Origin of the sequence: Paenibacillus ottowii (assembly GCF_050516475.1) — a bacterium.
GTDB lineage: Bacteria > Bacillota > Bacilli > Paenibacillales > Paenibacillaceae > Paenibacillus > Paenibacillus ottowii.
In genome coordinates this window covers 4,366,707-4,381,531 of record NZ_CP191577.1, presented here as the reverse complement: position 1 = coordinate 4,381,531, position 14,825 = coordinate 4,366,707, and the positions used below count along the sequence as shown (strand labels likewise).

The following is a 14,825-nucleotide window of genomic DNA, read 5'->3' as shown; positions in this document are numbered from 1 at the left end:
AGCTACAGCTCCTTACTTGTTCATCAATTCCAGCACAATCTTGCTAATATTGTCAGGGGTAAGTCCATAATGTTCAAAGACCTCAGCTGTTTTGCCGGCAATCGCTGGTTCATCCGGTATGCCTAGCACTTTCATAGGAACGGGTTGATGTTGAACCACCACTTCTGCTACAGCAGCACCCAAGCCGCCGAATACACTATGCTCCTCCACGGTGACAATACCTCCCGTTTCCCGGGCTGCGGCGATGATCGCTTCCTCATCAAGTGGCTTGATGGTGTGCATATTGAGAACACGAGCTTTCACACCCATCTGCTGGAGCAACGCAGCCGCATCCAGAATGATACGGACAGTCTCACCTGCGCCAATCAAGGTAATGTCTGATCCTTCTTGTAAGGTGACAGCTTTTCCAATCTCAAATGGATAATTATCGGACGGATAGACATCCTCAACAGCATTACGTCCGATCCGTACATATGCGCCTCCTTCATGCTGAACCAGTGCTTCGGTCATTTTTTTGGTTTCATGACGATCGGCGGGGAGTAAGACCATCAAACCAGGAATCGCTCTGGCTACAGCAATATCCTGGACAGAGTGATGGGACATCCCCAGTGCGCCGTAGCTAACACCACCGCTTATCCCAATCAGCTTTACATTGGTTCCGGAATAGGCAACATCCACCTTGATTTGCTCAATACTACGCATGCTGAGAAAGCAGGCAGGAGAGGTGACGAACGGTTTTTTACCGCTGTGTGCCAGTCCGGCAGACATACCGACAATATTTTGCTCGGCAATGCCTACTTCTACAAATTGTTCCGGATAGGCATCGGCAAAGGGGGCCATAGCGGCAGAGCCGCGAGAATCGCTAGCCAACACCATAATATCCCGGTCCTCTTTGGCAAGGCTAAGCAGCGTTTCACAGATGACCTGACGATTTGGGATTTTGTTCATTGTTTATCTCACCTGTCCTTCCCCGGATAACTCGTCTATTTTTTGCGTTAGTTCTGCCAGTGCACGTTCAAGTTCATCATCACTTGGAATACGGTGATGCCAGCCTGGGACGCCCTCGGCAAAGGATACACCTTTTCCCTTGATCGTGTTTGCCAGCACCAACGTTGGTTTGCCTTCAATTTCAGGAACATTGCGGAATGTACGAACCAGTTCCTCCATGCTGTTGCCGTCAATGGAGATAACATTCCAGCCGAAGGCAGCCCACTTCTCCTCTAGCGGCTCAAGTCCCATAACCTCCTCGGTTGTACCGCTAATTTGCAGGCCGTTGCGGTCGATGATCCCGATAAGATTATCCAGTTTGTAATGGGCACCTGCCATAGCGGCTTCCCAATTGGAGCCTTCAGCTTGCTCCCCGTCACCCATTAGACAGAATACACGGTAGGATCGTCCGTCACGCTTGGCAGCCAGTGCCATGCCGACGGAGATGGGCAGGCCATGACCCAATGCGCCTGTATTCATCTCTATACCAGGAACTTTATTGTTTGGATGCCCAATCAGACGGGTACCAAATTGGCTATAGGTTTCCAGTTCCTCTTTAGGGAAGAAACCAAGGTCAGCCAGAATACACCATAAGGATTCGACGGAATGTCCTTTGCTGGCAATAAAGCGGTCGCGTTCCTCCCATTTCGGATTAGCGATATCAATATTCATGATTTCGTAGTATAGGGCGGTGAGTATATCCGTATTGCTCAATGAGCCTCCTGTATGCCCTGTTTTGGCACGATGAATAATAGTGAGCAGGTCTTTACGGATTTGTGCGGCTTTGATTTTCAAGTCTAGGATTTCCATAGTGCCCTCCTAAAAATAAAATAGTTAAACCAGAATACCCGACTTGGTGACAGCGAGATCGGAGCCACGCAACCAGCGCTGGATTTCCTGTTCGGTAGGGTCGACCGGGTCTGCCTTGACGCCTGGAAGGTAATTGCAGGCCTCGTACAGAGCTGGGATGACGTTAGCGTGAATGCCCACAGAGTGATGGACGTAAGGACCTTTGACCAGCTTCTCTTCCCATAACGGCCAGTCGTTGACTTCCACCCAGACATACGAGCCGCGAGTATAAGGTCCCTCAATTCCTTTTGCTTTGCCGAGGAAAATGGAATAATCTCCGTGATCACCATCAAAACGAGCGATGGTCATGCCGCCGCCTTTGATTTGTCCTTCATGTGTGCCTGGTGCGTGATCATCGAACAGGAAGTGCTTGCGCAGTTTAGGTTTGTTCTCAATAGACATGGAAACCGGAAAATTTCCGCAGTGGAAAAGAAGCTCTCCATTTTCGTTTTCAGGGTGACGTACCGTAATATCAGCAAAAAAAGTAGGGAGCTCGTTCATCGCAGCCGCTTGTACCATAACCGAAGTAATTGCTCCGTGAATATCAGTTTCACAGGTGACCGGAATCTGTTCATCTGTCAAAATGGCATTTGCCAGACAAGGCATAATTCCCATGGCTTCCTGGAGGGAGGACCAGCATTGGATGGCGATGGCTGTGCTTCCCGTTTCGATAGCGTAGGATTTCATGGCTACTTTAAGGGCTGCGATGCGTCTGATATCTTCTTCGGTGACTTCACTGTAATCCAGCTTTTCTTTGATATAATCCATCGTTTCTGAAAGCTCAGCACTGCTCCCGGATGCAATTTTCTTTGAACGGAGCTGAATATCTACTAGCGTAATTGGATGAATTTCAATACCGAATCGCTCCAACAGTTCTCCTTCATTGCAGATCATGGTCCAAAAGGAAGCAGGACGAGGACCTATTTGGAGAATCCGTAAACTTTTGAACTGTCGTACTACATTGGCAGCCGAGATAAAGTTGTTAAAACCTCGTTCAAATACCGGATCAGCAACACGACTGTTTGTGATATAGGTAAAAGGGACATTAAAGCGGCGAAGCACTTTTCCGCTAGCGAACAATCCACACTGGGTATCCCGCAATCTCATCCCGTCGGCTAGAGGAGCCTCATCACGTGGACCCCACAATAGAACCGGCTTGCCAATCGCCTTGCCCACACGGGCAACCGTATCCTCGGTACCAAAATTGCAGTGGGGGAAGAAAACAGCGTCCACTTCCTCTTCCTTGAAACGTTTAATAATCAAATCAGCATTAATATGATCGTCATACAGCAAACCTTCTTCATTAAGTCCTTCCAAATCCACGATGTCAATGTTCATCCCGAAGCTCTCGATTTGTTGGCGAATGGCAACTTTGTAGCGGAATGCATCCTCAGCACTGAAGGTGAAACGTCGAGTAGGCGCATAACCCAGTTTCAGCTTTTTCATGAATAACTCTCCTCGTACTAGAAGTAAATAAACTGAAATAACGCTAAACAAAACTAAACTAAGAAAGGATGAATTATATGTTGTTTTATTTCCGGAATCATCGTATCACCTCTGTAAACCGCTGTCAATTAGCTTGTTTATAAAAAATAGTTGTATTAGTTTAGTTAATTAACGAAAATAAACTAAAAATATGTATATTGTTTAAATTTGAATAACGTATATATGATTCTCCTTTGCGATCAGATATTCGTATTTATCATATCCATTGAATTTGACAGGTTTCTAAATCTTTGTTAGAGTTTCAATCAAATACGAATAACCTTTTCATGGGATGTTACCGATAGGGCATAACCTGAATCGGCTTGCTTGCACGTATAAGTGTAATCAGGCTGGTTTGGGTTTTTTTATTATTCACCACCCTTATTGGTTCCCTTTTATTACACATTTGGAAGGAGAACGTTTATGTCCAGTTATGTTTTTCCTAAAGACTTTTTATGGGGTGGTGCTCTTGCTGCCAACCAGGCTGAGGGCGCTTATTTGGAAGACGGTAAAGGATTGAGTCTGGTGGATCTGCTGCCTACTGGAGAGAAGAGAAGAGGCATCATGAAAGGGAATGTTCCTTCGCTGACTCCACTTGAAAGCGAATTCTATCCTTCCCACGAAGCCATTGACTTCTATCACCGCTATCGCGAGGATATTGCGCTATTTGCGGAAATGGGTTTCAAGGCACTGCGTGTTTCCATTGCCTGGGCTCGTATTTTTCCAACTGGAGAAGATGCTGTTCCCAATGAAGCGGGGCTGCAATTTTACGATGATTTATTCGACGAATTGCATAAACACGGCATTCAGCCGGTTGTGACCCTTGCTCATTTTGACGTACCAGTAGCCCTGATCGAGAAATATGGAAGCTGGCGCAGCCGAGAATTGGTAGGTTTGTTTGAAACCTATGCCAAAACTGTATTCACTCGTTACAAGGATAAAGTCAAATACTGGATGACATTTAATGAGATTAACATGCTGCTTCATTTGCCGTTTCTTGGTGCCGGGCTTGTATTTCAAGAAGGTGAAAACGTTAAACAAATTCAGTACCAGGCGGCGCATCATCAGCTTGTGGCAAGTGCGCTGGCGGTGAAAGCATGTCACGAGATCATTCCAAATGCGAAAATTGGCTGTATGCTTGCTGCTGGCAGCTTCTATCCGTATACATGTAATCCGGAAGATGTGTATCAGGGGATGGAAAAAGACCGCGAATCCTACTTCTTCATTGATGTACAGTCACGCGGCGAATATCCTGGTTATGCGAAGCGCTTCTTCAAGGATCACGGGTTAAACATCGAGATGGAATCGGGCGACGCAGCCATTTTGAAAAATCACACCGTTGATTACATCGGGTTTAGCTATTATTCAAGCCGGACAACCAGCACAGATCCAGAAATCGTAAAAAATATGACCAGCGGTAATGTATTCGGCTCCGTGGCTAACCCATATTTGGACAAGTCCGAATGGGGCTGGACGATCGATCCAAAAGGATTCCGCATCACAGCCAACCAATTACATGATCGCTACCAAAAGCCTCTTTTCGTAGTGGAAAATGGCTTTGGTGCCAATGACGTGGTTTCACCTGAAGGGGAAGTGAATGACGATTACCGAATCGACTATCTCAAGCGGCATATTGCCGAAATGGGTGAGGCTCTTCAGGACGGAGTCGAAATTATCGGTTACACCAGCTGGGGACCGATTGACATTGTCAGCGCTTCCTCCGGAGAGATGAAAAAACGATATGGTTATATTTATGTTGACCGTGACAACGAAGGCAACGGTTCGTTGAAGCGTATTAAAAAGAAAAGCTTTCACTGGTACAAAAACGTAATTCATTCCGACGGCGAAAATCTCGGCGAATAATCATAAGACAAGAAAATAGGATCGGATGTCCCGAACCCATAGGGATTTCCGATCTTCGTTCCTTGATTGAAAGCGTTGACAATCGTTCCTTTTCGGGCTATACTTGACGCAATTCCATCATTTTTTAGGATTGTTACTGCATAGCAGGCAAAACCTAAGCTACGAATAAGCGAGTTTTACACTCTAGTTTATTTGGTGTGCTTCGGTTTTTTTTGTTTGCAATAAAGAAGATGGAGCAATGAGTGGCTCTTGCTGGCATAGGGAACGGGGGATCGAGATGAATATAGCAAAGGTCATCAACAACAATGTAATTAGTGTCTACCAGACGGACGGTACAGAACTTGTGGTCATGGGCCGGGGGATTGCTTTTAAGAAAAAGCCTGGAGACAAAGTAGATGAAACCAGAATTCAGAAGGTATTTGCGCTGAAAAACAAGCAGACATCCGATAATTTCAAAATGCTGCTGCGCGAGGTACCGCTGGATTTGATCGTGATCGTGGAGGAAGTCATTAATGACGCCAAGCATAATCTGAACAGAAAGCTGAACGAAAATATTTATGTATCTCTGACCGATCATATCAATTTTGCTATCGAAAGGTACCGGGAAGGCCTGGAAATTAAAAATGCGTTGTTGTGGGAAATCAAGCAGTTGTACAAAGAAGAATTCGCCATTGGTCTGAGAACGCTGGAACAAATCAAGCAAAAGCTCGACATTGAACTGCCTGTGGATGAAGCAGCTTATATTGCCCTTCACATCGTAAATGCTGAAATGAATGAGGAAGTCATTACGACCATGAGTATTACGAAGTTCATCCAGCAAATCATCAATATCGCCAAGTACCATTTTAAGGTGGATTTTGACGAGGATTCTCTAAGTTATTTCCGCTTTATTACGCATCTGAAATTTTTCGCCCAGCGCGTATTTAAGGGAAATCACTATGAAAATAACTATGACCATTTGTATGACATGATTAAGGAAAAGCACAAGGAAGCAGCCGCTTGTACAGAAAAAATCGGAACCTTTGTAAAAAAAGAATACGGTCACGAATTGACGAACGAAGAAAAGCTGTATTTAACCGTGCATATTGAACGAGTGGTGAATAGATAAGTTGAGCTTTTTTAGCAAAAAAATAAAAGAATATATGTTTAAATGTTTTTGTTGACAAATATGGTAGATTAAATGTATTATGTGAGTAACAGGAATTTAATAAGTTTTAACTGGGATTGTTACTGGTTATGCAGGCAAAACCTAAGTCATGAAAAATCGCGGGACTTCAATGCCCACCATTTTTCAAGGCTTAGGTTTTTTGTGTGCCTAAATATGTAAAAAGCCCCTTAGAACATGGAGGTGTCCATCATGAGTTATGAAAAACTGGCTAAAGAAATTGTGCACCTGGTAGGCGGCGAAAAAAATGTAGTATCGCTTGTACACTGCGCCACGCGCCTGCGTTTTGTGCTAAAAGATGAGGCGAAAGCAGATAAAGCAAAGCTGGAGAAAACCGATGGAATTATTACGGTCAAGCAAAACGGTGGCCAGTTCCAGGTTGTGGTCGGCAACAAAGTACCAGAAGTATATAGTGCCATCGGCCAAGTATCCAGCATTTTAAATGAAACTGGAAAAGAAGAGGGTTCAGCTAAGGGCAAGAAAGGGTTTGGCGCTGTAATTGACGTGATTTCCAGCATTTTTGCACCATTGCTCGGAGTGATGGCGGGTTCTGGTATTTTGAAAGGTCTGCTGCTGATTGCAAGTAACCTTGGCTGGTTGGTGCCCAAAGACACGACCTATATAATTTTATATGCTGCGGCTGACAGCTTGTTTTATTTCCTGCCGCTCTTGTTAGCGGTTACAACGGCACGGAAATTCGGAGGTAATATCTTCGTTGCTCTAACCATTGCTGGAGGGCTGCTTTACCCGACGATTGTCACGCTGAAAACAGAAGGCACGCCTACCGATTTCTTCGGGATTCCCGTTGTGATGATGAGTTATTCGTCTACCGTTATTCCAATTATTTTAGCCGTTATCGTCATGAGTAAGCTGGAAAAATGGTGTAATCGAGTGATTCATGAAAGCGTTAAAAACTTTATTACACCTTTGATTCTACTTGTAATTATACTTCCTCTGACCCTGATGGTTTTTGGTCCTGTCGGGGTGTATGTGGGCAACGCGATCGCTACCGCACTCGTTGCTGCGTTCAGCTTTAGTCCGCTCCTGGCTGGAGCAATCCTTGGTGCTTGCTGGCAGTTGCTCGTTATTTTCGGTGTTCACTGGGGTCTTATACCTGTATTTATTAATAACATTGCTGTTAACGGCCGGGATGGCATTAAGCCCGCTGCTTCGGCTTCCGTCTTTGCTCAAACGGGCGCAGCGTTTGGTGTCATGCTGAAAACGAAAAATAAAAAACTGAAAACACTAGCGGGCTCCGCTACACTTACTGCGTTGTTCGGTATCACAGAGCCAGCGGTCTATGGGGTTACGTTGCCACTGAAACGTCCGTTTATTGCCGGTATTATCGGCGGTGCTGTCGGTGGTGCTATTATCGGTCAAGCAGGAACGCAAGCATTTGCCTCTGGCGCACCTGGCTTGCTGACCTTACCGATCTTTTACGGTCCTGGCGGACAAGGCTTCCCGGGATTGATTTTAGGGATTACCGTTTCATTTTTGGTTTCAGCCATTTTGACTTATATTTTAGGGTTTGAAGATCCAGTTGAAGAGGAAGAAACCACTGACAATTCATCGAAAGAATCAACTTCTACAGTTGTCATTTCTAATGAAGAGGTATTAAGCCCGATTGAAGGAACTGTGGTTGCTCTGTCGGAGGTTCCCGATCCTGCGTTTGCTTCGGAAGCTATGGGTAAAGGTATCGCCATCCAACCGACAACAGGCAGAGTGGTAGCCCCGTTTGATGGAACCATTACGGTGGCGTTCAAGAAAAAGCATGCGCTGGCAGTGGTTTCGCATCATGGCGCAGAAGTTCTAATTCACGTCGGAGTAGATACGGTTAAGCTGGACGGCAAACATTTTACTTCCTATATTAAAGAAGGCGATCAAGTAAAAGCGGGAGATCTGCTGCTCGAATTTGATGTTGAGCAAATCAAAGCAGAGGGTTATCCTACGATTACGCCGGTTATCATCACAAATTCTTCTGAATATACGGAAATTCTCCCAATCGCTCAAGGACAGATAGCGGAGCAGACCCCCCTGTTGAAACTGTCTGGCGCTTCAAATGAGCAAGAAGATATCGTCTGAATTTCTTAAAGACCAAGCTCTGATGATCCACTTTCCTGGATCGTCAGAGCTTTTTTGTCGTCCTTTCAGGTAGCAGATAAGTCGATTTGTAATTGACAATATGTCAATTAAATTAGCTTGTACGGTTGTGAAAACTAATCTATAATTTCTTGTAAATATGCAAATTTTCTGAAAACCTAAACTAAATATGAATTGATGGATCAGGGGGAAATGCAAGGAATGTTAGAGAAGTGGGCAGAGGCAGTAAATGGCGTCATTTGGAGCAATCCTGTGGTATATGTCTGTTTGAGCGTGGGTCTATTATTTTCGATTATGACACGATTTCTGCAAATCAGACATTTCAAAGAGATGATTCGCCTCGTCTTTAAAGGGAAAAGTTCTGAGGCAGGTGTATCCTCTTTTCAGGCCTTTACGATGGCGTTATCGGGACGTGTAGGAACGGGGAATATTGCGGGGATTGCACTGGCAATCGGTATGGGTGGACCTGGAGCAATATTTTGGATGTGGGTCATGGCTTTTATCGGGTCGGCCACTGCGTTTGTTGAATCTACACTAGCCCAAGTGTATAAGGTAAAGCGTGATGGTCAGTACCGAGGCGGCCCGGCCTTTTATATTGAAAAAGGGACAGGCTTAAAATGGTTTGCTGTTATTTTCGCGGTCGTAGTGTTGGTCGCTATGTGTTTACTGATGCCGGGAACGCAATCGAATTCGATTGCGGTAGCTTTTCATAGTTCGTTTGGTATGGATATGAAGGTTTCCGGGATAGTAGTGGTCGTGTTGCTGGCGCTTATCATATTTGGTGGTGTAAAAAGAATTGCCAATGTGGCACAGGTGGTCATACCCTTTATGGCACTTGGCTACATCCTTGTCTCTTTCTATATTATGATGACGAACATTACTGCGCTTCCCGATGTATTTGCCCTGATCTTTCGCAGTGCCTTTGGTATCGATTCAGTGTTCGGCGGTATAGCAGGGACGGCCATTGCCTGGGGAGTAAAACGGGGGATTTATTCAAATGAAGCGGGACAAGGCTCTGGTGCGCATCCGGCAGCCGCCGCAGAAGTGTCTCATCCGGCAAAGCAAGGACTGGTTCAAGCATTTTCTGTATATGTAGATACCTTTTTAGTCTGTACGTCTACGGCTTTCATGGTCTTGTTTACAGGGATGTACAATGTGAAGGGACCAGGTGGGGGCTATATTGTGCAGCATCTTCCGGGTGTTGAAGAAGGAACCCAATATACACAAGCTGCCATCGAATCAGTATTTCCGGGTTTTGGGTCGAGTCTTTTGTCCATTACATTGTTCTTTTTCGCATTTACCACCATTATCGCCTATTATTATATCGCTGAAACGAATATGGCCTACCTGATTGCCGATCGTAAAGCCAAGTGGCCTATGTTCCTGTTAAAGCTGGTCATTCTGGGTTCGACGTTCTATGGAACGGTTGTCAAGGAATCTGCGTTGGCGTGGACACTGGGAGATATGGGTGTTGGTATTATGATGTGGGTGAATCTGATTGCTATAATACTCCTGGCCAAGCCTGCGCTCCTGGTGCTTAAGGATTACGAGCGGCAACGGAGGCAAGGGATAGACCCAGTATTTGATCCGAAGAAGGCAGGGATCTCTAATGCCGATTACTGGTCACGTGAATATCAGTCTCCTTCAGATGAAGCGAAGATCACGGTTGAATCCGGTAAGCTGCAAGCCTAAACAAGATAGAGAACTAAAATCAAAGGTGGCTCCGCGCGGAGTCATCTTTTTTTCGTTATCTTGCCTTTACATTCCAAGAGGGGTACATATGTTCACTAATTAGTTTATAATTTGGATATGAGGAAGGGTACATTGCCCAAGAGAGGGGATTAACATGAGCACATCCGATTTATCCATAACAGACGACAGGTGGAGAGCTATTGTAGAAAACGACAAGTCTTATGACGACGTATTTTTGTATGCTGTGAAAACAACGAGAATATTCTGTCGCCCCTCCTGCAAATCCCGACCTCCTAAAAGAGAGAACATCCGTATATTTACCTCAGCAGAGCAGGCCCTGGCTGCGCACTTTCGTCCATGCAAAAGATGTAAACCGACAGGACAACGGTTGCCTGATCACGACTGGATCGCAGGAGTTGTGGAATACGTAAATTCGAACTACATGAAGGACTTAACATTGCACATTTTGGCAGAGAAAAGTCATGGAAGTCCGTATCATTTACATCGCACCTTCAAACGAATCATGCATGTAACTCCGATGGAATATATACAGCGTACTAGACTGGAACAAGCGAAGAAGCTGCTCACCTGCTCACATCAATCTGTGGCGGAAGTGGGGGAGAGCGTAGGTCTGTCCAATACCCCTTACTTTATTACGTTGTTTAAAAAAAATACAGGCTACACCCCGTTGCAGTATCGTCAACTCGAATCAAAAGAAACTCAAAATGGAGGTACACAACATGGTTAATCCAATGAATAAAACGATCTATTGGTCATTATTGACGCATGAGGATTGGAATTTATATATGGCAGCCACATCGGAAGGATTATGTTATGTTGGCTCACTCAATCAATCTGTAGAAGAGTTGATGGCATGGGCACGAAGTCGATTCCCCGGCAGTCCTCTCGTTGAAGAGGATACCGTTTTACAGCCCTATGCCAAAGAGCTGATTGAGTATTTCCAAGGAGAGCGTACACATTTTACATTGCCTGTTGACTTCCATGGGACTACATTCCAAATGGCTGTATGGAACGCCCTGTGTAATATCCCATATGGGGAAACACAATCTTATTCAGACATTGCCAATGCGATTCAGAAGCCGTCCTCTGTTCGTGCGGTAGGTGCTGCCATCGGGGCTAATCCAATTTTGGTCACGATCCCTTGTCACCGGGTCATTGGTAAGAATGGAGCTTTGACCGGGTATCGTGGGGGACTGGACATGAAGGTGAAGCTGTTGCAGCTAGAAAAAATCGTACACCACAGTCAGTCCGTTTGTAGCCTGGGAGGTTAGGTATGAAAAATGAATATTATAAATCCCCCAACACTCTTTTGAATAAAGGGACCGGCTTCTTGTCAGGCTATACGCACTCGTTGAACCCATATACCGGCTGCACCTTTGGTTGCTCGTATTGCTATGTACGCCAATTGCCAGTCTCTACGTTTCGGAAGGAAGCTTGGGGAACATGGGTTGATATTAAAATGCAGGCGGCAGATATTCTTCGCAAGGAGCTTCGCAGGGCCAACTCCAAAGGGAAAGTCACGATTTTTATGTCGTCAAGCACGGATCCTTATCAGCCGGCCGAGTACAAGGAAGAGGTGACCCGTTCCCTGCTGGAAGTGATGGTGGAAGATCCGCCAGATTTTCTGTTTGTTCAGACACGGAGTCCGCTTGTCCGACGAGATATTGATGTGTTACTTCAATTGAAGGAACGTGTACGTGTGAGTATTACGATAGAAACAGACCGCGAGGATATACGAAAACATTTCACCCCGGAAGCTCCCCCCATCCAGGCTCGTCTCCAAACGCTGCAACTTTTAAAAGAGGCAGGTGTACCGACGCAAGCTACCATTGCTCCGATGCTGCCAAGCAGTGAGCATTTTGCAGACAAGCTCGTGCCTCTGGTCAACCGTGTCTGTATTGATGATTATTTTATGGGAGACGGCAGCGGAGGAAGGCGGACGCGCAGCTTGAACATTGGTGCGCTGTACGAATCATTGGGGCTGGAAGAATGGTATCATCCTGCTGTCTATAAGGCGGTTTATGAGCGTTTTCTTCATGTCTTTCCCGAAGAACAGCTCTATGTGAGCAAAGAAGGCTTTGAACCCTGATTGAAAGCAGTCTATGCCATTTAATGAATAATGAACTATAGAAGCGGGAGCGGGAGAACAAATGGAAACGGTAATGACCAAAAACTTTGACTATGGGGAAAAGGAAATCAATTACCTGAAAACGGTAGACAACGTACTAGGTACCGCTATAACGCAAATGGGCAAGGTGGAACGGGTAATCATCCCCGACCTGTTTGCAGCGCTTGTTCATGCCATTGTGGGACAGCTTATTTCGGCCAAGGCGGTTCAGACTATATGGACAAGGATGCAGGAGAAACTAGGCGTGATTACTCCGCAGAATTTAGCTGTGCAGACGGTTCAGGATATTCAAAGCTGCGGCATCACCATGAAAAAAGCAGCATGTATCCTGAATATAGCCCAAACGATCGAGCAGGGATTGTTGAATTTAAAGGAATTGTATGAGCTTTCCGATACACAGGTGATCCAGAAATTATCCTCGTTGCAAGGGATAGGCCCCTGGACAGCTGAAATGATGCTGATTAATTGCATGGAACGTCCGGACGTCGTCAGTTGGGGCGATATGGCTATTCGGCGGGGAATGATGAAGTTGTACCATTTAGATACACTGACCAAGCAGCAATTTGAGGAGTATCGCCGAGTATATTCGCCTTATGGTTCAGTGGCCTCCATTTATTTGTGGAGTATTTCATTTCGTTAGTAAACAGGGAGTGGGAAATATGGAGAAGACCATCAGAGAACAGATACTGTCCCATGTAGATACGGATTTTCAGAAATTCACGGCTGCATTGCTTCCGACGATTAATAATGTGCTGGGCGTACGTCTGCCGGTGCTGCGTAAGCTGGCTCAGAATATTGCCAAAGGAGATTGGCGCCTCTATCTGGAGACCGCTGAAAGTGAACACTTCGAAGAAGTGATGCTGCAGGGTATGGTGATTGGCTCTGTAAAAACGGATATAGAGGAAGTTTTGAGTTATACCGCCGAGTTTGTCCCTAAAATTGATAATTGGTCGGTATGTGACAGTTTCTGTGCCGGATTGAAAATCACCAAACAACATAAAGAAAGAGTATGGGAGTTTATTCAGCCCTATCTGTTCTCCAAGAAAGAATATGAAATCCGGTTTGGTGTGGTGATACTGCTGAATTTTTATATTGAGGAACAGTATATTAACCAGGTGCTTACTTTGCTAGATCAGACCCACCGCGAAGATTATTATGTACAAATGGCGGTAGCATGGGCGATATCTATCTGTTATATCAAGCTGCCTGAGGTGACCATGGCGTATTTAAGTCATAATACATTGGATGTTTTTACTTTCAACAAGGCTCTGCAAAAAATCACAGAATCATATCGGGTGGATCAGACGACAAAAACGATCATTCGTAGTATGAAGCGAAAAAGTAAATAGGATGGGGTTCCATCAGTAGGTACGCACTTTGCTTTTTTTGGAATCTAATAATAAAATGGAAGTAACTTTCGAAAAGGAGATGACGTGAATTGGCAGAGCAAGTGCGTCTTGGCAAAACAGATCTGTATGTAAGACCCATCGGATTGGGTGCGAATAAGGTAGGAGGTCATAATCTTTTTTCCGGTTTGAACAATGAAACGGGTAAAGAAGTCGTTCGCACAGCTTTGGACAACGGCATCAATTTTTTGGATACGGCTTTTATTTATGGACCTGAGCACTCAGAGCGGTTGATCGGTGAGGTGCTGAAGGAGCGCGGCCAACGTGATGAAGCGGTCATTGCGACCAAGGGAGCACATAAATTTGTGAACGGAGAGGTTGTTTTTGATAACTCGCCTGCTTTTTTGCGTGAATCCGTCGAATCCAGTCTGAAAAGATTGCAAACGGATTATATTGATCTGTTCTATATCCATTTCCCGGATGAAGCTACGCCGAAGGCAGAAGCAGTTGGAGAACTGAAGAAGCTCAAGGATGAAGGAAAAATTAGAGCTATTGGCGTGTCTAATTTTTCCATTGAACAACTTAAGGATGCGAATAGTGACGGCTATGTAGATGTGCTTCAATCCCATTATAATTTGTTGCAACGGGAAGCTGAGAAGGACTTGCTGCCTTATACTAAGGAAAATGGCATTTCGTTTGTGCCCTATTTCCCGCTAGCTTCGGGATTACTAGGTGGTAAGTATACGAAAGACATGACCTTCACGGACATCAGAGCGAAAGATCCATTGTTCCAGGGAGAAGCTTTTGCTCGTAATTTGGACAAAGTAGAGCAGGTACGTGAGATTGCCAATGCGTTGAATGCAGAGGTTGCTCATGTGGTGCTCGCCTGGTATTTGACCCGCAATTCGATTGATGCCCTCATTCCAGGTGCAAAGGGACCAGAGCAGGTTCTGGCGAATCTGAAAACGTTGGAGGTTCAACTGAGTCAGGCTGATATCGAAAAGATTGATCGTATTTTCCAATCATGAGCTTGAGTTAAATTGCAATTGAAATAATATATGTTTCCCCCAAGAGGAGCTGCCGGACGGGCGGCTTCTTTTTCGTTTATTTGTGGCATATCCTTCTAAATGTAAGCTCATCGCTGCGGGGGGATCCGAATGAATAGAAAACCGCAATGGTACAGCAGACC

The 14,825-nt window shown here is 45.2% G+C and carries 13 protein-coding genes; 10 read left to right on the top strand and 3 right to left on the bottom strand.

What is annotated here, in order from left to right:
* Nucleotides 1-12: 12 nt before the first annotated feature.
* Genes ACQQ6X_RS20390 through ACQQ6X_RS20380 form a run of 3 tightly spaced genes read right to left on the bottom strand, consistent with a single transcriptional unit; the run spans nucleotide 13 to nucleotide 3,282 of the window.
* Nucleotides 13-948, bottom strand: a complete 936-nt coding sequence (locus ACQQ6X_RS20390) for a transketolase family protein (RefSeq protein ID WP_305166802.1) — start codon at nucleotides 946-948, stop codon at nucleotides 13-15.
* A gap of 3 nt (nucleotides 949-951) precedes the next feature.
* Nucleotides 952-1,797, bottom strand: a complete 846-nt coding sequence (locus ACQQ6X_RS20385; protein WP_149034251.1) for a transketolase — start codon at nucleotides 1,795-1,797, stop codon at nucleotides 952-954.
* A 24-nt stretch (nucleotides 1,798-1,821) separates the two neighbouring features.
* Nucleotides 1,822-3,282, bottom strand: coding sequence for an L-fucose/L-arabinose isomerase family protein (locus ACQQ6X_RS20380; protein ID WP_305166801.1), 1,461 nt, complete (start codon nucleotides 3,280-3,282; stop codon nucleotides 1,822-1,824).
* Nucleotides 3,283-3,744: 462 nt separating this feature from the next.
* Here ACQQ6X_RS20380 and ACQQ6X_RS20375 point away from each other — a divergent pair, with 462 nt between their 5' ends.
* The 10 genes from ACQQ6X_RS20375 to ACQQ6X_RS20330 all read left to right on the top strand — a co-directional run bounded on the left by ACQQ6X_RS20375 (nucleotide 3,745) and on the right by ACQQ6X_RS20330 (nucleotide 14,664).
* Nucleotides 3,745-5,184 carry a 6-phospho-beta-glucosidase gene (locus ACQQ6X_RS20375; RefSeq protein WP_305166800.1) on the top strand — a complete coding sequence of 480 codons (1,440 nt, stop codon included), beginning with the start codon at nucleotides 3,745-3,747 and terminating at the stop codon, nucleotides 5,182-5,184.
* Nucleotides 5,185-5,461: 277 nt separating this feature from the next.
* Complete coding sequence (licT, locus tag ACQQ6X_RS20370; protein WP_063209624.1) at nucleotides 5,462-6,292, top strand: BglG family transcription antiterminator LicT; 831 nt, start codon at nucleotides 5,462-5,464, stop codon at nucleotides 6,290-6,292.
* A gap of 249 nt (nucleotides 6,293-6,541) precedes the next feature.
* Nucleotides 6,542-8,431, top strand: a complete 1,890-nt coding sequence (locus tag ACQQ6X_RS20365; RefSeq protein WP_305166799.1) for a beta-glucoside-specific PTS transporter subunit IIABC — start codon at nucleotides 6,542-6,544, stop codon at nucleotides 8,429-8,431.
* 219 nt (nucleotides 8,432-8,650) lie between these two features.
* Complete coding sequence (locus tag ACQQ6X_RS20360; RefSeq protein WP_305166798.1) at nucleotides 8,651-10,141, top strand: alanine/glycine:cation symporter family protein; 1,491 nt, start codon at nucleotides 8,651-8,653, stop codon at nucleotides 10,139-10,141.
* Between the two features lie 154 nt (nucleotides 10,142-10,295).
* Nucleotides 10,296-10,889 (top strand): bifunctional transcriptional activator/DNA repair enzyme AdaA, encoded by a 594-nt coding sequence (locus ACQQ6X_RS20355; protein WP_305166797.1) that lies wholly within the window; start codon nucleotides 10,296-10,298, stop codon nucleotides 10,887-10,889.
* Nucleotides 10,882-11,433, top strand: coding sequence for a methylated-DNA--[protein]-cysteine S-methyltransferase (locus ACQQ6X_RS20350; protein WP_305166796.1), 552 nt, complete (start codon nucleotides 10,882-10,884; stop codon nucleotides 11,431-11,433). The genes ACQQ6X_RS20355 and ACQQ6X_RS20350 overlap by 8 nt, the downstream gene beginning before the upstream one ends.
* 2 nt (nucleotides 11,434-11,435) lie before the next feature.
* Nucleotides 11,436-12,251 carry an SPL family radical SAM protein gene (locus tag ACQQ6X_RS20345; RefSeq protein ID WP_305166795.1) on the top strand — a complete coding sequence of 272 codons (816 nt, stop codon included), beginning with the start codon at nucleotides 11,436-11,438 and terminating at the stop codon, nucleotides 12,249-12,251.
* Nucleotides 12,252-12,312: 61 nt separating this feature from the next.
* Nucleotides 12,313-12,930, top strand: coding sequence for a DNA-3-methyladenine glycosylase family protein (locus tag ACQQ6X_RS20340; RefSeq protein WP_305166794.1), 618 nt, complete (start codon nucleotides 12,313-12,315; stop codon nucleotides 12,928-12,930).
* A gap of 19 nt (nucleotides 12,931-12,949) precedes the next feature.
* Nucleotides 12,950-13,639: a DNA alkylation repair protein gene (locus ACQQ6X_RS20335; RefSeq protein ID WP_305166793.1), complete on the top strand. Its 690-nt coding sequence runs from the start codon at nucleotides 12,950-12,952 to the stop codon at nucleotides 13,637-13,639.
* Nucleotides 13,640-13,728: 89 nt separating this feature from the next.
* Nucleotides 13,729-14,664, top strand: a complete 936-nt coding sequence (locus ACQQ6X_RS20330) for an aldo/keto reductase (RefSeq protein ID WP_305166792.1) — start codon at nucleotides 13,729-13,731, stop codon at nucleotides 14,662-14,664.
* Nucleotides 14,665-14,825: the final 161 nt, after the last annotated feature.

Excerpts from the sequence above, each read along its gene's own strand:
- ACQQ6X_RS20380 (WP_305166801.1), bottom strand. The coding sequence starts at position 3,282 with ATGAAAAAGCTGAAACTGGGTTATGCGCCTACTCGACGTTTCACCTTC.
- ACQQ6X_RS20340 (WP_305166794.1), top strand. The coding sequence starts at position 12,313 with ATGGAAACGGTAATGACCAAAAACTTTGACTATGGGGAAAAGGAAATC.
- ACQQ6X_RS20345 (WP_305166795.1), top strand. The coding sequence starts at position 11,436 with ATGAAAAATGAATATTATAAATCCCCCAACACTCTTTTGAATAAAGGG.
- ACQQ6X_RS20335 (WP_305166793.1), top strand. The coding sequence starts at position 12,950 with ATGGAGAAGACCATCAGAGAACAGATACTGTCCCATGTAGATACGGAT.
- ACQQ6X_RS20365 (WP_305166799.1), top strand. The coding sequence starts at position 6,542 with ATGAGTTATGAAAAACTGGCTAAAGAAATTGTGCACCTGGTAGGCGGC.
- ACQQ6X_RS20375 (WP_305166800.1), top strand. The coding sequence starts at position 3,745 with ATGTCCAGTTATGTTTTTCCTAAAGACTTTTTATGGGGTGGTGCTCTT.
- ACQQ6X_RS20390 (WP_305166802.1), bottom strand. The coding sequence starts at position 948 with ATGAACAAAATCCCAAATCGTCAGGTCATCTGTGAAACGCTGCTTAGC.
- ACQQ6X_RS20385 (WP_149034251.1), bottom strand. The coding sequence starts at position 1,797 with ATGGAAATCCTAGACTTGAAAATCAAAGCCGCACAAATCCGTAAAGAC.
- ACQQ6X_RS20360 (WP_305166798.1), top strand. The coding sequence starts at position 8,651 with ATGTTAGAGAAGTGGGCAGAGGCAGTAAATGGCGTCATTTGGAGCAAT.
- ACQQ6X_RS20355 (WP_305166797.1), top strand. The coding sequence starts at position 10,296 with ATGAGCACATCCGATTTATCCATAACAGACGACAGGTGGAGAGCTATT.
- ACQQ6X_RS20350 (WP_305166796.1), top strand. The coding sequence starts at position 10,882 with ATGGTTAATCCAATGAATAAAACGATCTATTGGTCATTATTGACGCAT.
- licT (WP_063209624.1), top strand. The coding sequence starts at position 5,462 with ATGAATATAGCAAAGGTCATCAACAACAATGTAATTAGTGTCTACCAG.